The organism is Kitasatospora sp. CB02891 (assembly GCF_002803145.1).
Classification (GTDB): domain Bacteria; phylum Actinomycetota; class Actinomycetes; order Streptomycetales; family Streptomycetaceae; genus Kitasatospora; species Kitasatospora griseola.
On the sequence record NZ_NNBO01000019.1, the window covers coordinates 113,247 to 134,744 of the forward strand.

Sequence of the window (21,498 nt, forward strand, 5' to 3'; positions counted from 1 at the left end):
GTCAGACGTCCAGGAAGCGGACGTCCTTCGCGTTGCGCTGGATGAAGGAGCGCCGGGCCTCGACGTCCTCGCCCATCAGGACGGAGAACAGGTCGTCGGCGCGGGCCGCGTCCTCCAGGGTGACCTGGAGCAGCAGGCGGTGGGCGGCGTCCATGGTGGTGATGCGCAGTTCCTCGGCGTTCATCTCGCCGAGGCCCTTGAAGCGCTGGATCGCGTCGTCCTTGGGGAGCCGGCGGCCCGCCTCGACGCCGGCCGAGACCAGCGCGTCGCGCTCGCGGTCGGAGTAGGCGTACTCGAAGTCGTCCTTGCCCCACTTGATCTTGTACAGCGGGGGCATCGCCAGGTAGACGTACCCGGACTCGACCAGCGGGCGCATGAAGCGGAACAGCAGGGTCAGCAGCAGGGTGCGGATGTGCTGTCCGTCGACGTCGGCGTCGGCCATCAGCACGATCTTGTGATAGCGGAGCTTCTCGGCGTCGTAGTCCTCCTGGATGCCGCAGCCGAAGGCCGAGATCAGCGCCTGGACCTCGGTGTTCTGCAGCACCTTGTCGATCCGGGCCTTCTCGACGTTCAGGATCTTGCCGCGGATCGGGATGATCGCCTGGGTGCGCGGGTCGCGGCCCTGCTTGGCGGAGCCGCCGGCCGAGTCGCCCTCGACGATGAAGATCTCGCACTCGGCCGGGTCCTTGGACTGGCAGTCCGAGAGCTTGCCGGGCAGCGAGGCGGACTCCAGCAGGCCCTTGCGGCGGGTCAGGTCGCGGGCCTTGCGGGCGGCGACCCGGGCGCTGGCGGCCTGGATGGACTTGCGGATGATGTCCGCGGCCTCGTTGGGGTTGCGGTCCAGCCAGTCGGCCAGGTGCTCGTTGACCACCTTCTGCACGAAGGTCTTGGCCTCGGTGTTGCCGAGCTTGTCCTTGGTCTGGCCCTCGAACTGCGGCTCGCCGAGCTTGACCGAGATGATCGCGGTCAGACCCTCGCGGATGTCCTCGCCGGAGAGGTTGTCGTCCTTTTCGCGGAGCAGCTTCTTGTCGCGCGCGTAGCGGTTCATCAGACCGGTCAGCGCGGCGCGGAAGCCCTCCTCGTGGGTGCCGCCGCCGTGGGTGTGGATGGTGTTCGCGAACGAGTACACGCCCTCGGTGTAGGACGAGTTCCACTGCATCGCGATCTCGGCGGAGATCCGCCGGTCCTTGTCCTCCGCCTCGAAGTCGATCACCGAGGGGTGGATGACCTCGCCCTTGCGGGAGTTGAGGTGGGCGACGAAGTCCGCGATGCCGCCGTCGTACCGGTAGGTGACGGAGAGCGGCTTGCCCTCCTCGTCGGCGTGCTCGGGGCGCTCATCGGTCAGGGCGATGGTCAGGCCCTTGTTGAGGAAGGCCATCTCCTGGAACCGGCGGGAGAGCGTCTCGAAGGAGTAGACGGTGGTCTCGAAGATGTCCGGGTCGGCCCAGAAGGTGACGGTGGTGCCGGTCTCCTCGACGTCCTCGTGCTTGGCCAGCGGGGCGGTCGGGGTGCCGGACTTGTACTCCTGGGTCCAGCGCGAGCCGTCGGTGCGGATGTCCACCGCGAGGCGGGTGGAGAGCGCGTTCACGACGGAGACGCCGACGCCGTGCAGACCGCCGGAGACCGCGTAGCCGCCGCCGCCGAACTTGCCGCCCGCGTGCAGCACGGTCAGGACGACCTCGACGGCGGGCTTGTCCTGGCCCGGCATGATGCCGACCGGGATGCCTCGGCCGTTGTCCACCACCTGCACGCCGCCGTCGGCCAGGATCGTCACGTCGATGGTGTCGGCGTGGCCGGCCAGGGCCTCGTCGACCGAGTTGTCGACGATCTCGTACACCAGGTGGTGCAGGCCGCGCTCGCCGGTCGAGCCGATGTACATGCCGGGGCGCTTGCGGACGGCGTCGAGGCCTTCCAGCACCTGGATCGCGCTGGCGTCGTACGCCTTGTTGTCTGACGGGTCTGGGGTCTGGCTGGGGTTGCCGGAATCGGCCACGAAGCGCCCTCTCTGGCACAGCGCGGGCCGCGCCCCTTCCCGTTTGCCCGGGCAGGTGTGCGACCACGGCGTTTCGACTCGGTTGCTGCACGCAACGGTGTTTGCGCTTCAGTCTACCGGTACGAGCGACAGAGAGGGGCGTTTGGCAGCCTCTGAGGGCAGATGTGCCGCCCTGAATCCCCTCGGGACGTGTCCCGATACTCGACAGGGGGGCTCAGAGCGCCTGGACGGGCCGTCAGCGATTCCGGAAGATCCGGATCCGCTAGCCCCAGGTGTCCCCGGGGCCCTTGCTGCCGGGCGCTCGCAACCGCCCGTAACCGCGCACCGGGGCGTCCGGCCCCAGCACCTTGATCACCCGGACCGTGCCGTGCCCCAGCTCGTGATTCAGCCGGGCCACCAACTGACGTGCCAGCAGGCGGAGTTGAGTGGCCCACGCGGTGGAGTCGCACTGCACCGTGAGCACCGCCTCGGTTTCCGCGTACGACTTGGGTTCACAGTGCGCAGCGATGTCCGGGCCCACGATCTGCGACCAGCGGCCCATCACCCCGCCCACCGCGGCCGGCGCCTCCCAGCCCCGCTCGGTGATCAGCCGGTTCAGCGCGGCGCCAAGCGGCACCGGGTCGCGGCCGTCCGCGCGGGCGCCGCTGCGCAGCCCGGTGCGCTTGGCCTCCCGGCGCTCGCGGACCTGCTCGCCGCGCTGCCTGGCCTGTTCCTTGGCGGCGCGCAACGCCACCCGGGCCAGGTCCACACCCGAAAGCTCCGAACCCTCCGACATCACGCTCCATCCCCAGGCTGTGGACAACTGCACCGACGAGCGGTCCAGGGTACGGGCTCGCCGGGGCTCACGGCGCCAGCCGGGTCACGGCGCCGTCCGAGACGGCGTACCGGGCGCCGCTGAGCGCCTTCGGGACGTCCTCCGCGACCGCCGCAGTGACCAGCACCTGCTCGCCGCCGGCCACCAGCTCGGCCAGCCGGTCCCGGCGGCGGGCGTCCAGCTCGGCGAACACGTCGTCCAGGATCAGCACCGGCTCGCCGCCCTCGGCGCGCAGCAGCTCGTACGAGGCGAGCCGCAGGGCCAGCGCGTACGACCAGGACTCGCCGTGGCTGGCGTAGCCCTTGGCGGGCAGCGGGCCGAGCCGCAGCAGCAGTTCGTCGCGGTGCGGGCCGACCAGGGTGAGGCCGCGCGCGACCTCCTGCGCACGGGCCGCCTGGAGGGCGTCCAGCAGCTGCTGTTCGGCCTGCTCGCGGCTGGTCGGCAGCTCGCCCTCGAAGGAGGAGCGGTACTCCAGCACGGTCTCCCCGCCACCGGGGGCGAGCTGGCGGTAGGCCTCGGCGACCAGTGGCTGCAGGGCGGCCACCAGCTGGATCCGGAAGGCGGTCAGTTCGGCCCCGGTGCGGGCCAGGTGGCCGTCCCAGACCTCCAGGGTGGCCAGGTCGGCGGCCTTGCCGCCGCCGGCCCGGCGGGCCGTCGCGGCGGTCTTCAGCAGGGCGTTGCGCTGCTTGAGCACCCGCTCGTAGTCGGAGCGGACCCCGGCCAGCCGGGGGGCGCGGGCGGTCAGCAGCTCGTCCAGGAAGCGTCGGCGCTCGCCCGGGTCGCCCTTGACCAGGCTGAGGTCCTCGGGGGCGAACAGCACGGTGCGCAGCACGCCCAGCACGTCGCGCGGGCGGACGTTGTCGGAGCGGTTCAGCCGGGCCCGGTTGGCCTTGCCGGGGGTGATCTCCAGCTCCACCAGGGTGGTCCGGCCGCCCTGCGCGACCACGCTGGCCCGGACCACCGCCCGCTCCGCGCCCAGGCGCACCAGCGGGGCGTCGGTGGCCACCCGGTGGCTGCCCAGGGTGGCGATGTAGCCGATCGCCTCGACCAGGTTGGTCTTGCCCTGCCCGTTGGGCCCCACGAACGCGGTGACGCCCGGGTCGAGCGGAACCTCGACCCGGGCGTAGGAACGGAAGTCGGCGAGCGACAGGTGCGCGACGTGCATGACGGTGGACTGCGCTCGCCTTCTGGCCGTGGGTGCTTACTTCGACTCGACCGCGTGGCCGCCGAACTGGTTGCGCAGCGCGGCGATCATCTTCATCTGCGGCGAGTCCTCCTGGCGGGAGGCGAACCGGGCGAACAGCGAGGCGGTGATCGCCGGCAGCGGCACCGCGTGGTCGATCGCGGCCTCGACGGTCCAGCGGCCCTCGCCGGAGTCCGCGGCCCAGCCCTTGAGCTTGGCCAGGTGCTCGTCGTCGTCCAGCGCCCGGACCGCCAGGTCGAGCAGCCAGGAGCGGATGACGGTGCCCTCCTGCCAGCTGCGGAACACCTCGCGCACGTCGGTGACCTCGGGGGCCGCCTCCAGCAGCTCCCAGCCCTCGGCGAAGGCCTGCATCATCGCGTACTCGATGCCGTTGTGGACCATCTTGGCGAAGTGGCCGGCGCCGACCTTGCCGGCGTGCACGGAGCCGAACTCGCCCTCGGGCTTGAGCGCGTCGAAGATCGGCTGGACCTTCGCGACGTGCTCGGCGTTGCCGCCGTACATCAGCGCGTAGCCGTTCTCCAGGCCCCAGACGCCGCCGGAGACGCCGCAGTCGACGAAGCCGATGCCCTTGGCGGCCAGCAGCTCGGCGTGCTGGATGTCGTCCGTCCAGCGGGAGTTGCCGCCGTCCACCACGACGTCGCCGGGGGAGAGCAGCTCGGCCAGGTGCTCGACGGTCTCCTGGGTCGGACCGCCGGCCGGGACCATCACCCACACCACGCGGGGGCCCTCGAGCTTGGCGATCAGCTGCTCCACGCTGTCGACGTCGGCGAGGTCGGGGTTGCGGTCGTAGCCGATGACGGTGTGGCCGGCGCGGCGGATGCGCTCGCGCATGTTGCCGCCCATCTTGCCGAGACCGATGAGGCCGAGCTCCATGACAAGTCCTTCACTGTGGTGTCGTGCCTGACGGCGGCGCCGTTGCCGCGCTCTGTGAGCCTACGCCGCCGATCGGGCCGCTCCGGGCAGCCACAGGGGCGCGGAGGCCGATGGCCCTCGCGCCCCTGTGACCTGAGGCTTCGTCAGCCGGACAGGCGGACCGGCATGATCAGGTACTGGTAGGCGTCGTCCGGTTCGGCGTCCACCGCGGGCTTGCCGGTGAGCAGGGCCGGCTTGGTCGGAGTGGTGAAGCTCAGCTGCGCGTACGCGGCGTCGATCGCCTTGAGCCCCTCCTCCAGGTAGCCGGGGTTGAACGCGATCGAGATGTCGTCGCCCTCCAGGTCCGCCTCGACCCGCTCGGAGGCCTGGGCGTCGTCGCCCGAGCCGGCCTCCAGGGTGAGCACGCCCTGCTCGAAGTTCAGCCGGACCGGGGTGTTGCGCTCGGCCACCAGCGAGACGCGCTTGAGCGCCTCCAGGAACGGCTGGGTCTGCACCGCGGCGACCGCCGAGAACTCGGTCGGGAAGATCGACCGGAACTTCGGGAACTCGCCCTCCAGCAGGCGGGTGGTGGTCCGCCGACCGGCGCCCTCGAAGCCGATCAGGCCCTCGCCGGCGCCGCCGGTGGACAGCGCGATCGACACGTGGTCGCCGCTGCCCAGCGACTTGGCGATGTCCTGCAGGGTCTTGGCCGGGACCAGCGCGACGGCGTTGATGTCGTCCTGCTCGGGCTTCCACAGCAGCTCGCGGACGGCGAACCGGTACCGGTCGGTGGCGGCCAGGGTGATCCCGCTGCCGTTGATCTCGACCCGGACGCCGGTCAGCACCGGCAGGGTGTCGTCGCGGCCGGCGGCGACCGCGGCCTGGCTGACCGCCGAGGCGAACACGTCGCCCGGGACGGTGCCGGTGGCGGTCGGCATCTGCGGCAGCGCCGGGTACTCGTCGACCGGCAGGGTCGGCAGGGTGAACCGCGAGCTGCCGCAGACCACGGTGACCCGCATGCCGTCGGTGGAGATCTCCACCGGGCGGTTCGGCAGGTTCCGCGAGATGTCGTTGAGCAGGCGACCGGAGACCAGGACGGTGCCTGCCTCCTCGACGTCCGCCTCCAGCTCGACCCGGGCCGACACCTCGTAGTCGAACCCGGACAGCGCCAGTGTGCCGTCCTGCGCCGTCAGCAGCAGGCCGGCCAGCACCGGCACCGGCGGCCGCGCGGGGAGGCTGCGAGCGGCCCAGGCCACCGCCTCCGCGAGGACATCACGCTCCACCCGGAACTTCACCGGTAACCGCCTCCTGGCTGCTGTCGCCGCGCCGGCGGCCCGTACTGCCGACCGGCGCTGTTGATCGTCTTCCGGCTCCCCGCCGACCGGACTCGCTCCGCTCGGCTTCCAGGTGCCGAGAGACAGTCTGACGTACTCGGCCGACAGTCGGGGCAGATGGGCGGAAGCAAGCCGAACAGATGTCGGGGCGCGGTTGTCCACAGATTCGGGCCACCCCCACTGTTGATCAAGTCGCGAGGTCTCTAGGTGTAGCAGTAGTAGTAGGGCCTGTGGATACCGTGGATAACCCCGTTTTCGCAGGTCAGACCCGGTTTTTTGTCCACAGGTCCTGTGGACGGCGGCTGTGGACAACCAGGGCCTGCTGTGGACAACGGAGCGTAATCCACAGGGCACGCTGAGTATCCACAGGTTATCCCCAGGTTCATCCACAGAAATCGCCGGAGTTATCCACGGGCTCCGATCAACATCACGTGACGCCTTTCACACCCAAGCCTGACAAGGGAGTTGAAGTTGTCGAACTGTGGACGCAGCTGTGGAAAACCTGGGGATAACTCCCCTTCCGCTGTGGACAGCCCGTGGACAACTCCCGAGCCGTCCTGACGGGTCCTCAGTTCTCCACAGGCTGTGGATAACTGTTGTGCACAAGTCCACAGGGGTCTGACCTGCGCCGAAGAGCGTAGCGGTGATCCGCCTGTGGAGGAACCTCTGGATAACTCGGGCCTGTGGGGCCTGTGGACGGGGAAAACCCACCCGTTCCTGTGGAAAACTCAAGTACGCACCCGAACCGTTCGAATAGCTGCGCAGATGTTCGGGTGGACGACGGCCCGGCCGCCCGGGCCGGTCGAACGATTCCTGCCCCGCCGAGGCCCGCTCCACACCCGCCGGCCGCCCGAATTCGCCCGACCGACCCAGTGCGGGCACGCCGAAGGGGAGCCCGGCGGCCTTGCCCGGACTCCCCTTCGGGTACCTCAACTGCCGCCCTGCGGCTAGCTCTTGATGCGGTTGGTCAGCTCGGTGACCTGGTTGTAGATGGACCGCCGCTCGGCCATCAGCGAGCGGATCTTCCGGTCCGCGTGCATCACCGTGGTGTGGTCCCGGCCGCCGAACTGCGCGCCGATCTTCGGCAGCGACAGGTCGGTCAGCTCCCGGCACAGGTACATGGCGATCTGCCGGGCCGTCACCAGCACCCGGCTGCGCGAGGACCCGCAGAGGTCCTCCACGCCCAGCCCGAAGTACGCGGCGGTCTGCTGCATGATCACCTGTGCGGTGATCTCCGGCCCGGCGTCCTCGTCCCCGCCCGGGATCAGGTCCTTCAGGACGATCCCGGCCAGTTCCAGGTCCACCGGCGCCCGGTTCAGGTTGGCGAACGCGGTGACCCGGATCAGCGCGCCCTCCAACTCCCGGATGTTGCGGGTGATTCGGGACGCGATGAACTCCAACACGTCGGCGGGAGCGTTGAGTTGCTCCTGGATCGCCTTCTTGCGCAGGATCGCGATCCGGGTCTCCAGCTCCGGCGGGGTGACGTCGGTGATCAGGCCCCACTCGAACCGGTTGCGCAGCCGGTCCTCCAGCGTGATCAGCTGCTTGGGCGGCCGGTCCGAGGAGAGCACGATCTGCTTGTTGGCGTTGTGCAGGGTGTTGAAGGTGTGGAAGAACTCCTCCTGCGTCGACTCCTTGCTGGCCAGGAACTGGATGTCGTCGACCAGCAGGATGTCGATGTCCCGGTAGCGCTTGCGGAACGCGTCCGCCTTGCCGTCCCGGATCGAGTTGATGAACTCGTTGGTGAACTCCTCCGAGCTCACGTACCGCACCCGGGTGCCCGGGAACAGGCTGCGCGAGTAGTGCCCGATGGCGTGCAGCAGGTGGGTCTTGCCGAGCCCGGACTCGCCGTAGATGAACAGCGGGTTGTACGCCTTCGCCGGGGCCTCGGCGACCGCCACCGCCGCGGCGTGCGCGAAGCGGTTGCTGGCGCCGATCACGAAGGTGTCGAACAGGTACTTGGGGTTCAGCCGGGCGTTCGGCTCGTCCTTGCGGGCGCCGCCGGCCGGGGGAGCGCCGGGCGGGGCCGGGACGCCGGGAGCGGGCCTGCGCTCCACCGGGGCCGGACGGTCCGCCGGGCGGGGCGCGCCCCGCCGGGAGCCGCCGTGCCGCGGCCGGTCCTCGTCCGGGGAGCCCAGCGCGCCGCCGAACAGGTCGCCCTGCGCCGAGTCCGGGCCGGGACGGCTGGTCCGCCGCGGGGCCGGCTCGGGGCGCCGCTCGGGCGCCTGCGGCTCCCAGCTGCCGCCGCTCGCGTCGGGCTGCTCCCGGTACGGGTCCTGCGGCGGCGCCCCGTAGGGCTCGACCGGCGGGTAGCCGGGCGGGTACGCCGGGCGCTGGTAGTCCTCGGCGGGGCGGCCCGGCCAGGCGCCCGGCTGGTGGGCGGGGCCGGGCTGGTACGTCGGTTCGGCCGGGTAGCCCTGCTCGCCGCGGGGGTGCGGCCACTCCGGGGCGTCGCCGGCCTCCGGCTCGGGCTCGGCCTCCGGCCCGAGGCCGGCGGGCGGGGCGGCGTTGGCGTCCACCATCACGGCGATCCGCACCTGGCGGCCGAACTCGTGCGAGATGGCCTCGGTCAGCTGCGGCAGCAGCCGGCCCTCCAGCACCTGCTTGGCGAACTCGTTGGGGGCCGCGAGCAGGGCGGTGTCGTGCATCATCCACATCGGCTGGGTGCGTCGGACCCAGTTCTTGTCCTTCTCCACGACATCGCTGTCGCTGACCAGTCGCTCGACGACCCTCGACCACATCAGGACGAGATCGCTGTTGACATCAGCCACTGGTACACGCTTTCTCGTTCCCCGGGCAGGGGCAGTCAGTCAAGGTCGGGAGAGGTTTGGGTGGGCGCGGCGCGAAGGCGGCCGCGAGCACAGAACAAAAGAGACAAGTCCTGCAACGGTAGTCAGCGCGCAGAGCTGATTCAAGTCGTTGTCCACAGGCTGTGGGCAACGGGCCGACACCCACCTGGTTTGACCCTCGGACCCGCCGCCGCGTACCGTAACCAGGTCGAGTTGTCGATGGCCGCTGCCGCATGTCCGCGGGTCCGCCCGCTTCCATGACGCGCGCAGCACGGGCGCCGTGGTGGTCCCGGTCCAGCAGATCTGGGCCCCGGGACGGGATTTCCCAGTGCAAGGGGAGATCGCGCGGACGCACGGTGACGGCCAAGCGACCCCCCGTCATCCTACGATTCACCCCAGGAGCCCCCGAGTGAGCAAGCGCACCTTCCAGCCGAACAACCGTCGTCGCGCCAAGACCCACGGCTTCCGGCTGCGCATGCGTACCCGTGCCGGCCGCGCCATCCTGGCGTCGCGCCGTGCCAAGGGCCGCAGCGCCCTGTCCGCCTGATCCGCGCCAAGGGTCTGCAGTGCTGCCCACCGAGAATCGGCTGCGGCGGCGCCAGGACTTCGCGACCGCGGTGAAACGCGGTCGCCGCGCCGGTCGACCCCTGCTGGTGGTCCACCTCCACAGAGAGGCGGTACCCGACGAGGGCGCCGACCGGAACAGCGACTCCCGCCCGCACGTCGCCGAGGGGCTTCCTTCGGCGCGTGCGGGTTTCGTCGTCAGCAAGGCCGTGGGGCCTGCCGTGGTCCGCAATGCGGTCAAGCGTCGGCTGCGTCATCTGGTCCGCGAGCGTCTGTCCCGGTTGCCCGCAGGTAGCCTGATAGTGGTACGGGCGCTGCCTGCTGCGGCGACAGCCTCGTACGCAGAACTCGGGCACGACCTGGATGCGGCGTTGCGCCGCCTGCTCAGGTCGGAACCGGCCGGCAGTGCCCCGACGGGAACAGGGCGATGAAGTACCTGCTGATGGGCCTGATCAGGCTCTACCAGTGGACCATCAGTCCGCTGCTCGGCCCGGTGTGCCGTTACTACCCCTCGTGCTCCCGCTACGGGTACGAGGCGGTGCGCGTCCATGGGGCGATCAAGGGAGGCGGGCTCACCGTCTGGCGCATCCTGCGCTGCAACCCCTGGTCTCCCGGTGGGGTCGACCATGTTCCGCCGCGAAAGCATCCGGTGTGGCATCGCCGGCTGCGCAATCTGCTGAGCCCCACGAGCGGGACCGCCGAGCCGGAGCCGGTGGCCAGCCCGATGTCCAAGGAGTCTGACCGGTGACCTTCGGCTTTCTGAGTCCCCTCTACTACGCGGTGTCCTGGATCATCGTCCAGTTCCACTCGCTGTTCAGCCACGTCTTCGACCCGGACGGTGGCTGGGCCTGGGGCCTGTCCATCGTGATGATGGTGGTCGTCATCCGGATCTGCCTGATCCCGCTCTTCGTGAAGCAGATCAAGGCGACCCGGGCCATGCAGGCGATCCAGCCGAAGATGAAGGCCATCCAGGAGCGCTACAAGAACGACAAGCAGCGCCAGTCCGAAGAGATGATGAAGCTGTACAAGGAGGCGGGTACCAACCCGTTCTCCTCGTGCCTTCCGATCATCGTGCAGGCGCCGTTCTTCACCGCCCTCTACGGCGTGCTGGCCTCGGTGGCCAACGACAAGCCGATCGGCGTCATCGACCAGAGCCTGCTGGAGAGCGCCAAGCAGGCGCACATCTTCGGCGCCCCGCTGTCGGCGAAGTTCGTCGGCGCGGACAGCGTGCAGGTGCAGATCGTCGTCGCGATCATGATCGTGCTGATGTCGCTGTCGCAGTTCATCACCCAGCGCCAGCTGATGACCAAGAACATGGACCTGACGGTCAAGACGCCGTTCATGCAGCAGCAGAAGATGCTGATGTACGTCTTCCCGATCATGTTCGCCGTGATGGGCATCAACTTCCCGGTCGGTGTGCTGGTCTACTGGCTCACCACCAACGTCTGGTCGATGGGCCAGCAGCTGATCGTCATCCGGAACAACCCGACGCCGGGCAGCCACGCCTGGAACGAGCGTCAGGCCCGGTTGAAGAAGCAGGGCCGGATCAACCCGGACGGCTCGATCAAGAAGGTCGGCGTGCTGGCCTCGCTGACCGGCTCCAAGAACAGCGCCGAGGCCCAGGCCCAGGCGGCGGCCGAGGAGAGCGTGCAGGTGCGCCGGCAGCAGCCGCGCAAGCAGTCCAAGGCCCAGCGGCAGGCCACGGCGGCCCACCAGGCGCACGCCGCGGAGGAGCAGGGCCCGGCGGCGGACGAGACGGACGCCGAGACGGCCGAGGCCGGGAAGTCCGGCCCGAAGGCGGGCGGGGCGAAGCCGGGGGACCGGCAGGGTCAGCGCCAGCAGCAGCCGCCGCGGCGCGGCGGCCAGGGCCAGCGGCCGAAGAAGAAGTAGTCCCGACCCTCGTTCTCGGCCCCACCCGAGGGCCTCATTCCTGAAGGAGTCCACCTGTGACGGATGGCACCACCTCCGCCGTCGACACCGCGCCGGCCGGCGAGGGCGTCCTCGCGCGTCTGGAACGCGAGGGTGACATCGCCGCCGACTACCTGGAGGGTCTGCTGGACATCGCGGACCTGGACGGCGACATCGACATGGACGTCGAGGGGGACCGGGCGCTGGTCTCCATCGTCGGCGAGGGCGACGACCGGACGCTGCAGCGGCTGGTGGGCCAGGACGGCGAGGTGCTGGAGGCGCTCCAGGAGCTGACCCGGCTGGCCGTGCACCGGGAGACCGGTGAGCGCAGCCGACTGATGCTGGACGTCGCGGGCTTCCGGGCGCGCAAGCGGGCCGAGCTCGCGGAGCTGGGCGCGGACGCGGCCGAGCGGGTCAAGAGCAGCGGCGAGCAGGTCAAGCTGCGGCCGATGACCCCGTTCGAGCGCAAGGTGGTGCACGACGCGGTGGCCGCCGCGGGGCTGCGCAGCGAATCGGAGGGCGAGGAGCCCCAGCGCTGTGTGGTGGTACTGCCGGCCTGATGCCGGTGGTGCCGTCGGAACGGCGTCCGACCCCGCCCGCCTCTCGCGGGCGGGGTCGTTGCCTTTGCGGTGGACTGATGTTTCACGTGGAACAGTGCTGGGACGGGTGGGTGGATTCGACGGTGAGCGGAGAGGCAGAGATGGACAGGGACGGCACGGCGTCCGAGGCGTCGCCGGAGGGGCTGGCCGAGGCGCCGGAGGCAGCGGGACGGGTCTTCGGCGATCGGCTGCCGATGGCCGTGCGCTACACCGAGCTGCTGGCGACCGCCGGGGTGCAGCGCGGCCTGATCGGCCCGCGCGAGGTGCCCCGGCTGTGGGACCGGCACGTGCTCAACTGCGCGGTGCTGGCCGAGTTGCTGCCCGCCGAGGTCTCGCTGTGCGACGTCGGCTCGGGCGCCGGGCTGCCCGGCATCCCGGTGGCGCTGGCCCGGCCGGACGTCTCGGTGACGCTGCTGGAGCCGCTGCTGCGGCGCACCACCTTCCTGGAGGAGGTGGTCCGCGAGCTCGGGCTGGACAACGTCACCGTGCTGCGCGGCCGGGCCGAGGAGATGATCGGCAAGCTGGCCGTGGACGTGGTGACCGCCCGCGCGGTGGCGCCGCTGGACCGGCTGGCCGGTTGGGGCATGCCGCTGCTGCGGCCCTACGGGCAGATGCTGGCGCTGAAGGGCGACACCGCGGAGCAGGAGCTGACCGAATCGCGGGCGGCGCTGACCCGGCTGGGTGCGGTGAAGTGGTCGGTGATCGGCGTCGGTGAGGGCGTGCTGGAGACCCAGACCCGGGTGGTCCGGGTGGAGGCCGGCGAGAGCCCCGGTGGCGTCAAGGCGGCCACCCGGCGGGCCAAGGCGGCCCGGGCCGGTCGCGGCGGCAAGGGCGCCGAGGGCGCTGGCCGGCGCGGTGGCGCCGGCCGCGGGCGGCGCTGAGTTCGCGGCGGTGCCGGGCGGGGCGGGTGGCGATCGGGCCACCCGCCCCGTTCGCTTGTCGGCACCCGGAGTGTCGGGCCGTCGGATTCCGACATTCCGGGCATCGTGTTCCACGTGAAACGTCGCTTCCTGCTGACCGGCGTACTTGATCAGGAGCTGAACCGGACCCGCGAACGGGACCCGGCAGTGACTGTCGCGGCTCCGGTTTCACGTGAAACACTGACCCCCATGCAGGAGTCGGAGATCGTCGATCAGGTGGATGAAACCCCCGTCGCACGTGCCGCGCACGCCGCCGTCCCGGTCACCGGGTTCGCCGGGGAGGGGCTTCCCCGACCCGCCGTCACCCGGGTCATGGTGGTGGCCAACCAGAAGGGCGGGGTGGGCAAGACCACCACCACCGTCAACCTGGCCGCCTCGCTCGCCATGCACGGCCTGCGGGTGCTGGTCATCGACCTCGACCCGCAGGGCAACGCCTCGACCGCCCTGGGCATCGACCACCACGCCGAGGTCCCGTCGATCTACGACGTGCTGGTGGAGGGCAAGCCGCTGGCCGACGTGGTGCAGCCGGTGGTGGACGTCGAGGGGCTGTTCTGCTGCCCGGCGACCATCGACCTGGCCGGCGCGGAGATCGAGCTGGTCTCGCTGGTGGCCCGGGAGAGCCGGCTGCAGCGGGCCATCGCCGCCTACGAGCAGCCGCTGGACTACGTGCTGATCGACTGTCCGCCCTCGCTCGGGCTGCTGACCGTCAACGCCCTGGTGGCCGGTCAGGAGGTGCTGATCCCGATCCAGTGCGAGTACTACGCGCTGGAGGGCCTGGGCCAGCTGCTGCGCAACGTGGAGCTGGTGCGGGCGCACCTGAACCCGGCGCTGCACGTCTCGACCATCCTGCTGACCATGTACGACGCCCGGACCAGGCTGGCCGCGCAGGTCGCCGAGGAGGTGCGGACGCACTTCGAGAACGAGGTGCTGGCCACCGCCATCCCGCGATCGGTGCGCATCTCCGAGGCCCCGAGCTACGGGCAGACCGTAGTCACCTACGACCCCGGTTCCAGCGGCGCGCTCTCCTACCTGGAGGCGGGCCGCGAGCTGGCGCTGCGGGCGGTCGTCAAGGCCGGGGACGGGCGGCACCGGGCACGCGCGGCGGTCGTTCCGCCGCGCAGCGGCGCGGAGCCGTCCGCGCCGACGGCACAGCAGAGTTCGATGGAGGGCAACCGGTGAGTGGCACGCGCAGGGGTCTGGGCAGGGGTCTGGGGGCGCTGATCCCGGCGACCCAGCCGGCGGCCGGGGGAGCGGCCGCACCGGCCGACCCGCCGGCGCCGGTGGTTCCCACCGATCGCGGCACGGTGGCCGCCAAGGCCGCCGCGGAGAGTCTGCGGGAGCTGGCCGGCGACAAGCGCCGCAGCGTCCTGGAAGCGGCGCTGACGCCGGTGGACGGCGCCCGGTTCGCCGAGCTGCCGCTGGACTCGATCAGCCCCAACCCGCGCCAGCCGCGCGAGGTGTTCGACGAGGAGAAGCTCGCCGAACTGGTCGCCTCCATCAAGCAGGTCGGCCTGCTGCAGCCCGTGGTGGTCCGTCAGACCGGTCCGGAGCGCTACGAGCTGATCATGGGTGAGCGTCGCTGGCGGGCCTCCCGGGAGGCCGGCCTGGAGGTGATCCCGGCGATCGTCCGGGCCACCGAGGACGACAAGCTGCTGCTGGACGCGCTGCTGGAGAACCTGCACCGGGCCGAGCTGAACGCGCTGGAGGAGGCTTCGGCGTACGACCAGTTGCTGAGCGAATTCGCCTGCACGCACCAGCAGCTGGCGGACCGGATCGGCAAGTCCAGGGAGTACGTGTCCAACACGCTGCGGCTGATGAAGCTGCCGGTCTCGGTGCAGCTGAAGGTCGCGGCCGGGACGGTCACCGCCGGGCACGCGAAGGCGATCCTGATGGTGCCGGATGCGGCGGGCCAGGAGAAGCTGACCGAGCGGGTGACGGCCGAGCTGCTGACGGTGCGGGCCACCGAGGAGATCGCCCGGCTGATGGCCGGTGAGACCCCGAAGGAGAAGAAGGCCACCTCGCGGGCGGGCCGGTCGACCTCGCCGGTCTTCACCGAGCTGTCCGACCGGCTCTCGGACCGCTTCGAGACCCGGGTCAAGGTCGAGGCCTCGCAGCGCGACGGCCGGATCGGCAAGGGCAAGGTGGTGCTGGAGTTCGCTTCGGCCGAGGACCTGAACCGGATCCTGGACAGCCTGGCGCCGGGTGAGCAGGGGCTGCGGCTGTCCTGACGTCGGTGACCCCGAACGGCGAACAACGGGTGCATGTTTCACGTGAAACGTGCACCCGTTTCGTTGGGCGGCGCAGACTGGACTCCTGGGCCGGTTTCCGTGTGGAGGAGGAGGTGCGGGCGTGGGGCGAAGGGTCGTTCCGCTGACGCTGGACAACCTCTCGGAGCTGCCGAACACCTGCCGCTCCTGCGTGTTCTGGGAGCTCGACCCGGTCAGCGGACGGGCCGCGCAGGACGCCGGCAAGGGGGAGTTGGAGAAGGAGGGCTGGATCTCGGCGGTACTGCTGGACTGGGGGTCCTGCGGCAGAGTCGCCTACGTGGACGACCGTCCGGCCGGGTTCGTGCTCTACGCCCCGCCCGCGTACGTGCCGCGCGGACAGTCGTTCCCGACCAGTCCGATCTCCCCGGACGCGGTGCAGTTGATGGTCTCCCGGGTGCTGCCGGAGTTTCAGGGGCAGGGCCTGGGACGGGTGTTGGTGCAGGCGGTGGCCAAGGACCTGATCCGGCGCGGCTTCCGGGCGATCGAGGCGTTCGGGGCGCAGGGCGGTGAGATCCCCAGCTGCGTGTTGCCCGCCGACCATCTCCTGGCGGTCGGCTTCAAGACCGTTCGGCCGCACCACCGGTATCCGCGGCTGCGGCTGGAGGCGCGCTCCACGCTGTCCTGGAAGGGCGACATGGAGGGTGCGTTGGAGCGGCTGCTCGGCGGCCGGCGCAAGGAACCGGCGCTGCGGCCGTTCTGAGAGCGGCGTTCCCCGCTCCGGCGAGGTCGGTCCGGATCGGACTGCCCGGCTCTCGTCGCGTCCTGACGAAGCCTCACGGTGCCCGCCGAAAACACCGAGGCGGCCCGCACCGGGAACTTCCCGTGCGGGCCGCCTCGGCGACGGCGTCCGGAACGGACTACAGGTACTCGGCCAGCTCGCGGAGCAGCGCGGCCTTCGGGCGGGCACCGGTGATGGTCTTCACCAGCTCGCCGCCCTTGTAGACGTTCAGGGTCGGGATGGAGATCACGTTGTACGTCGCGGCGGTCTCCTGGTTGGCGTCGACGTCGAGCTTGACGACGGACAGCTTGTCGCCGTGCTCGGCCGCGATGTCCTCCAGGACCGGGGCGACCTGGCGGCACGGGCCGCACCAGGTGGCCCAGAAGTCGACCAGGACGGGCTTTTCGCTCTTGAGAACCTCGGCGTCGAAGGTCGCGTCGGTTACTTCCTTGGTGGCGCCGGCCACGGGAACTCCTTGGGGTCGGAGGAGAGGTGCGAGAGGGATAACAACGGCGGGGGCGGTTCTGTTTCGGTGCGGAAACGGTCGCCGCTCCCGGCCGGTGGGCTGCTCGGCCCTGGGTGGGTCTGTCGGTGGCTCAGACCGCGACGGCGGCGGTCTCGGCCTCGGAGTCCGTCAGCGCGGCGAGGTAGTGCTCGGTGTCCAGCGCCGCGGAGCATCCGGTGCCGGCGGCGGTGATGGCCTGGCGGTAGGTGTGGTCGACCACGTCGCCCGCGGCGAAGACACCCGGGATGTTGGTGCGGGTGGAGGGCGACTCCACCTTCAGGTAGCCCTCGGCGTCCAGGTCCAGCTGGCCCTTGAACAGGTCGGTGCGCGGGTCGTGGCCGATCGCGATGAACAGGCCGGTGACGGGCAGCTCGCGCAGGTCGCCGGTGTTGGTGTCGCGCAGGGTCAGGCCGGTCAGCTTCGGGTCGCCGTGGATCTCCTCGACCGCGCTGTCCCAGGCGAAGGTGATCTTCGGGTTGGCGAAGGCGCGCTCCTGCATCGCCTTGGAGGCGCGCAGGGTGTTGCGGCGGTGGACGATCGTGACGCTGCGGGCGAACCGGGAGAGGAAGGTCGCCTCCTCGATCGCGGTGTCGCCGCCGCCGACCACCGCGATGTCCTGGTCGCGGAAGAAGAAGCCGTCGCAGGTCGCGCACCAGGAGACGCCGCGGCCGGAGAGCTTGTCCTCGTTCGGCAGGTTGAGCTTGCGGTGCTGCGAGCCGGTGGTGACGATCACGGCCCGGGCGCGGTGCACGGTGCCCTCGGAGTCGGTGACGGTCTTGATGTCACCCGTGAGGTCGACGGCGACGACGTCGTCCGGCACCAGCTCGGCGCCGAAGCGCTCGGCCTGGGCCCGCATGTTGTCCATCAGCTCGGGGCCCATGATGCCGTCGCGGAAGCCGGGGAAGTTCTCCACCTCGGTGGTGTTCATCAGCGCGCCGCCGGCCGTGACCGCGCCCTCGAACACCAACGGCTTGAGGGAGGCACGCGCGGTGTACAACGCAGCGGTGTACCCGGACGGGCCGGAACCGATGATGATCACGTTACGGACGTCGCTCACTGCATCTCCTGGTTCGCATGGCGTCCCGCTCGCGCGGGGGAGGGCGGTTGCTCCGCCGCCCCGGACAACGACTAACCAGTCTCCCGCATTCCCAGGCCCGAGCGCACCAGGCACCCGCGCTTCGGACGTGGACGACTCAAAACGGTGAGGAATCAGGGGGCCGGGACGGTGCTGTGCAGCAGGATCGACGAGCCGGGGCAGTCCGGGGTGGCCAGGTAGACGTCCAACGGGCCGCTGCCACCGGGCGGGCGGAACACCAGGGCCAGCACCGGTCGGCCCTGGTAGCGGCCCGTTCCGGTGGTCAGCGGCGGGTCGTCCGGGTGCCCGGCCGCGGCCAGCGCACAGGCCGGTGCGCTGCCGCCCGGGTCGGCCGGGGCGAGCTGGTCGGCGGGCTTGGCGGACAGCAGTTGACGGATCTGCGCCGGGAGCTGTTCGGCGGTGAATTCCGGGCCCTGGCTGCCGGCGGCGGCGTTGGGCCGGGGACGGGAGGCGTCGACGGCCGACGGCTCGGCGGCGGCCTTGCCGCTGTCCCCGTGGGCGGCCGAGGCGGTCGAGCGGGCCGTGTCCCGGTCGATCAGCAGCCCGCCCAGGGTGGCCACGGCGGCCACGGCGGCGGTGGCGAGCAACAGGCTCAGGGCGCGACGGCGACGGCGCGCGGGGCGCCCCGGCCCGGTGGCGGCGCGGGCGGGCCCGCCGGGGCGGGACGGGGCGGACGGGCCGGACGGGGCGGCGAGAGGGCGCTCCGGGCGCTCCTCGGCGCGGGTCTCGGCGCGGGCGGCGGACTCGGCGGCCAGCGCCGCCGTCAGCCGGTCGGCGACGTCCTGCGGCATCGGTGCGGCCGGGAGGTCCGCCAGCAGCTCCGGGAGGCCGCTGAGCGCGGCGTAGTCCTCGGCGCAGGCCGGGCAGGCGGCCAGGTGGCGGTGGAGCGGTTCGGCCTGTTCGGCCGGCAGCAGGTCCTCGGCCAGATCGGCCAGCGCGTCCAGGTCGGGGTGCTCGGAAGGCGGGTGCGGCGTCATCGCGGGGTCGCATCTCCTTCCAGCGTGGTGGCGGGATTCGTGGGTGGGACGGGGGAGGGCCGGTTCGGGTTCCCGGTCCGGGCCGCGGACGGGGTTCCACGTGGAACATCGGCGACGGGTGCCCGTGGGCCGGGGGTGGTTCCACGTGGAACACGCGGCGGATCGGCCTCCCGCGGAGCGGGGCCCGGGTCGGTTCCACGTGGAACACGGGCGGCGTCGGTTCCACGTGGAACATCGTCCGGGCGGAGGTGGCGCAGCAGGGGCAGCAGCCGGGCCCGGCCGCGGGCGCAGCGGCTCTTGACGGTGCCGACCGGGACGCCGAGCACCTCGGCGGCCTCGGCGACCGGGTAGCCCTGCATGTCGACCAGCACCAGGGCGGCCCGCTGGTCGGCGGGCAGCGCGGCCAGGGCGTCCGCCACCTCGCGCCGGGTCTCGGCGCGCACCGCGTGGTTCTCCGCGCCCTCGCTGGTGCCGAGCGCGGCGTCCGGCGGGCCGCCCGGGTGCTGGTCGAGCGACTCGGCCCGGCGGACGGCGCCGCGGCGGGCGCGGTCCAGGCAGGCGTTGACCACGATCCGGTGCAGCCAGGTGGTGACCGCCGAGCGGCCCTGGAAGCCGGCCGCGGCGCGGAACGCGGAGACCAGGGCGTCCTGGAGCGCGTCCGCGGCCTCCTCGCGGTCGCCGAGGGTGCGCACCGCGACCGCCCACAGGCGGTCGCGGTGGCGGTGCACCAGCAGCCCGAAGGCGTCCGGGTCGCCCGCCGTGTGCCGGGCGAGCAGTTCGGCGTCGCTGGGCTCCTCGGCCATCCGCCCCCTCCTCACGGTCCGGCCGTCCGATCCGGCGGCCGCGGGTCACCATCGTTGGGGATCCGGCGGAGCGGATCAAGGGGCGCAGGCGGTCCGATTGTGCGGCTAGCCGTTGACCTGGATCTCGGCGATCCTGCCGCGGTACCCGCCGTCGTCGGTGGGCACGTTGGTGAGCCAGACCAGCAGGTACCGGGTGGTGACCGGGGCGGCGGGCTTCAGGGTGACCTTGGAGCCGGAGCCGCCGGCGATCGTGGCGCCGAGGCTGCGGAAGCCGTTCTCGTCGTCGGCCGGGGCGGTGGTGGCGCCGGCCGGGGCGGCCTTCAGCTCGACCTTGGTGTCGCCGAGGAACTGGACCTCCACCGAGCTGACGGCGCGCGCCGAGCCGAGGTCGACCAGCAGGCCGTCGCCGGGCCGGTAGGCGGTGCCGAACTGGTCGTTGTAGCGCTGGGTGGTCCAGGCGGTCGCCGGGTTGCCGTCGGTGGCGTTGGGGAGCTCGCTGACGTGTTCGTCCTTGGTGCCGCCGAACGCGTTGAACGGGGAGACCGACGAGATGGCGAGCTTCTCGCCGGTGGCGGCGGCCCCGCTGTCGCTCGGGGCGGGGGCGGGCGCGGTGTGGTTGTCGGTGGTGGCCTTGTTCCGGTTGTTGACGTAGTCCACCAGCTGCCAGGAGCCGACCGTGACGGCGGAGAGCGCCACCAGCGAGGCGGTCCACTGGGCCACCCGGCGCAGCCCGCGGCGGCGGCGCGGAGCGGGCCGCGGGGCCGGGCGGGGGGCGACGGGGGCCGGGGCGGGCTCGGCCGCCGGGATCGCCTGGGTGGGCGCGCCGGGGGAGTAGCGCGGCCGGGCGGCGGGCGGGGTGCGCAGCACCGGCGGGGCGGGCTGCTCCGGCTGCCGGATCTTCGGCAGTTCGGCGATCGCCGCGGCCAGTTCGGCGGGGGTGGTGATCGGCTCCTTGTGGTGCGGCGGCTGCTCGCACAGGATCCGGGCGGCGAGTTCCGCCAGGCCCTTGTGGACGCCGGCCCGGACCTGGTCCGGGGGCACGCAGCCGAGGTCCTTGGGGAGCCCCTGGAGGTCGTAGCGGTCCTCCGGGTACGGCCAGCGGTGGGTGAGCGACGCGTACAGCAGTGCGCCGATCGCACGGACGTCGGTCAGTTCGGCGTCCTCGGTGGGCAGGCCGCGCAGGGCGGCGTCGACCGCGATGCCGTTGATCCGGTACTGGCCGCCGTCGGTGCGCAGCACGCACTTGGGGGTGAGCCGCAGGTGGGCCTGGCCGCGCTGGTGGGCGGCGGCGATGGCGTCGGTGACCTGGCGGACCATCTGGTAGGCGTCGTACGGCTCCAGCGGGCCGTCGGCCAGCAGCTCGCCGAGGTCGCGGGCGCCGGGCAGCCACTCGCGGACCACGTACACCAGCTCGCCCTCCTGCACGGCGTCCAGCACCTGGACGAAGCGCGGGTCGCCGAGCAGGGCGGCGCTGCGGGCCGCGGTGAGCACCGACTTGGCGCGGCGGTGGCCGGCCGAGAGCAGGTGCACGCCGACGGCGCGGCGGAGCTTCTCGTCGACGGCGCGCCAGCTGGTGAAGGTGTCCGACTCGGAGATGCACTCCTCCAGCCGGTAGCGGCCGCCGATCTTGTCGCCGCTGTGCCGCTGCGGGGCGGGCAGCACGGCGGGCAGCGTGGCGGTGTCGGCGTCCAGCGTCTCGGTGCTGGTGGGCGGGGCGGGCTCGGACGGCTCGATCGGGGGCAGCGGGCGGCGCACGCCGCGGCTGCGGGAGGGGCGCTCGGCGGCGCGGGCGCCCTGGGCAGTCAGCTCGGCGTCGATCTCCTGCGCGGAGAGCGGGGCGGTGGCGTCGGCGGGCGGCTTCGGGTCGTCGCTCCCGGAGGCGTCGGCGGGCTCCGCGGCGGCGGGCCGCAGCGGGGTGGTCGGGGCGTCCTTCGCCCCGGGCTTCGACGCGCCCTTGGACGCGCCCTTGGGGGTGTTCTTCGCGGCGTCCTTCGGGGAGCCGTTCGCGGTGCTCTTCACCACGCTGTCGGCGGACCCCTTCGCGGCGCGGCCGCGGTCGGATCCGGTGTCGCGCTGCGAGGTTCCGGGCGCGGCCTCGGTCGCCGCCCCGTCCGTCTCGGACGTGTCGACGATCGCCTTGGTGCCGTCAGCCACC

The 21,498-nt window shown here is 71.9% G+C and carries 20 protein-coding genes; 9 read left to right on the top strand and 11 right to left on the bottom strand.

Annotated features, from left to right (window positions below; translation table 11 throughout):
* Position 1: 1 nt before the first annotated feature.
* From gyrB to dnaA, 6 genes are all read right to left on the bottom strand, one after another.
* Positions 2 to 1,993, bottom strand: a complete 1,992-nt coding sequence (gyrB, locus tag CG736_RS31810; RefSeq protein ID WP_232734311.1) for a DNA topoisomerase (ATP-hydrolyzing) subunit B — start codon at positions 1,991 to 1,993, stop codon at positions 2 to 4.
* A 262-nt stretch (positions 1,994 to 2,255) separates the two neighbouring features.
* Positions 2,256 to 2,768 (bottom strand): DUF721 domain-containing protein, encoded by a 513-nt coding sequence (locus CG736_RS31815; protein ID WP_100589606.1) that lies wholly within the window; start codon positions 2,766 to 2,768, stop codon positions 2,256 to 2,258.
* A gap of 67 nt (positions 2,769 to 2,835) precedes the next feature.
* The gene (gene recF / locus CG736_RS31820) at positions 2,836 to 3,972 is read right to left on the bottom strand and encodes a DNA replication/repair protein RecF (protein ID WP_100589607.1); all 1,137 of its coding nucleotides are present in this window, start codon (positions 3,970 to 3,972) and stop codon (positions 2,836 to 2,838) included.
* Positions 3,973 to 4,008: 36 nt separating this feature from the next.
* Complete coding sequence (gnd, locus tag CG736_RS31825; RefSeq protein WP_100589608.1) at positions 4,009 to 4,884, bottom strand: phosphogluconate dehydrogenase (NAD(+)-dependent, decarboxylating); 876 nt, start codon at positions 4,882 to 4,884, stop codon at positions 4,009 to 4,011.
* A gap of 143 nt (positions 4,885 to 5,027) precedes the next feature.
* Positions 5,028 to 6,158, bottom strand: coding sequence for a DNA polymerase III subunit beta (gene dnaN / locus CG736_RS31830; protein WP_043915360.1), 1,131 nt, complete (start codon positions 6,156 to 6,158; stop codon positions 5,028 to 5,030).
* A gap of 986 nt (positions 6,159 to 7,144) precedes the next feature.
* A complete protein-coding gene (gene dnaA, locus CG736_RS31835) occupies positions 7,145 to 8,968 on the bottom strand; it encodes a chromosomal replication initiator protein DnaA (protein WP_100589609.1) in 1,824 nt (607 codons plus the stop codon).
* Positions 8,969 to 9,395: 427 nt separating this feature from the next.
* Between dnaA and rpmH the strand changes: the two genes are divergently transcribed.
* The 9 genes from rpmH (at position 9,396) to CG736_RS31880 (ending at position 15,944) form a co-directional block, all read left to right on the top strand.
* A complete protein-coding gene (rpmH, locus tag CG736_RS31840; protein ID WP_043915359.1) occupies positions 9,396 to 9,533 on the top strand; it encodes a 50S ribosomal protein L34 in 138 nt (45 codons plus the stop codon).
* 19 nt (positions 9,534 to 9,552) lie between these two features.
* Positions 9,553 to 9,981, top strand: coding sequence for a ribonuclease P protein component (gene rnpA / locus CG736_RS31845; RefSeq protein WP_100589610.1), 429 nt, complete (start codon positions 9,553 to 9,555; stop codon positions 9,979 to 9,981).
* A complete protein-coding gene (gene yidD, locus CG736_RS31850) occupies positions 9,978 to 10,298 on the top strand; it encodes a membrane protein insertion efficiency factor YidD (RefSeq protein ID WP_043915357.1) in 321 nt (106 codons plus the stop codon). Before rnpA ends, yidD begins: the two co-directional genes overlap by 4 nt.
* Positions 10,295 to 11,440, top strand: a complete 1,146-nt coding sequence (yidC, locus tag CG736_RS31855; protein ID WP_100589611.1) for a membrane protein insertase YidC — start codon at positions 10,295 to 10,297, stop codon at positions 11,438 to 11,440. Before yidD ends, yidC begins: the two co-directional genes overlap by 4 nt.
* A 56-nt stretch (positions 11,441 to 11,496) precedes the next feature.
* Complete coding sequence (locus CG736_RS31860) at positions 11,497 to 12,018, top strand: R3H domain-containing nucleic acid-binding protein (protein WP_043915354.1); 522 nt, start codon at positions 11,497 to 11,499, stop codon at positions 12,016 to 12,018.
* Positions 12,019 to 12,158: 140 nt separating this feature from the next.
* A complete protein-coding gene (rsmG, locus tag CG736_RS31865) occupies positions 12,159 to 12,938 on the top strand; it encodes a 16S rRNA (guanine(527)-N(7))-methyltransferase RsmG (RefSeq protein WP_100589612.1) in 780 nt (259 codons plus the stop codon).
* Between the two features lie 255 nt (positions 12,939 to 13,193).
* Entirely contained in the window at positions 13,194 to 14,156 is a 963-nt protein-coding gene (locus tag CG736_RS31870) for a ParA family protein (protein WP_369880788.1), read from the top strand.
* Complete coding sequence (locus tag CG736_RS31875; protein WP_043915352.1) at positions 14,153 to 15,205, top strand: ParB/RepB/Spo0J family partition protein; 1,053 nt, start codon at positions 14,153 to 14,155, stop codon at positions 15,203 to 15,205. Before CG736_RS31870 ends, CG736_RS31875 begins: the two co-directional genes overlap by 4 nt.
* A 121-nt stretch (positions 15,206 to 15,326) precedes the next feature.
* Complete coding sequence (locus CG736_RS31880; RefSeq protein ID WP_100589614.1) at positions 15,327 to 15,944, top strand: GNAT family N-acetyltransferase; 618 nt, start codon at positions 15,327 to 15,329, stop codon at positions 15,942 to 15,944.
* 157 nt (positions 15,945 to 16,101) lie between these two features.
* Here CG736_RS31880 and trxA read toward each other — a convergent pair whose 3' ends face one another.
* From trxA to CG736_RS31905, 5 genes are all read right to left on the bottom strand, one after another.
* Positions 16,102 to 16,428 carry a thioredoxin gene (gene trxA / locus CG736_RS31885; RefSeq protein WP_043915349.1) on the bottom strand — a complete coding sequence of 109 codons (327 nt, stop codon included), beginning with the start codon at positions 16,426 to 16,428 and terminating at the stop codon, positions 16,102 to 16,104.
* A 130-nt stretch (positions 16,429 to 16,558) separates the two neighbouring features.
* Positions 16,559 to 17,524: a thioredoxin-disulfide reductase gene (trxB, locus tag CG736_RS31890; protein ID WP_043915347.1), complete on the bottom strand. Its 966-nt coding sequence runs from the start codon at positions 17,522 to 17,524 to the stop codon at positions 16,559 to 16,561.
* Between the two features lie 152 nt (positions 17,525 to 17,676).
* Entirely contained in the window at positions 17,677 to 18,540 is an 864-nt protein-coding gene (locus CG736_RS31895; RefSeq protein WP_100589615.1) for an anti-sigma factor, read from the bottom strand.
* Positions 18,537 to 19,343 (bottom strand): RNA polymerase sigma factor SigM, encoded by an 807-nt coding sequence (sigM, locus tag CG736_RS31900; RefSeq protein WP_100589616.1) that lies wholly within the window; start codon positions 19,341 to 19,343, stop codon positions 18,537 to 18,539. Before sigM ends, CG736_RS31895 begins: the two co-directional genes overlap by 4 nt.
* A 105-nt stretch (positions 19,344 to 19,448) precedes the next feature.
* Complete coding sequence (locus tag CG736_RS31905) at positions 19,449 to 21,497, bottom strand: protein kinase family protein (protein WP_100589617.1); 2,049 nt, start codon at positions 21,495 to 21,497, stop codon at positions 19,449 to 19,451.
* Position 21,498 lies beyond the last annotated feature (1 nt).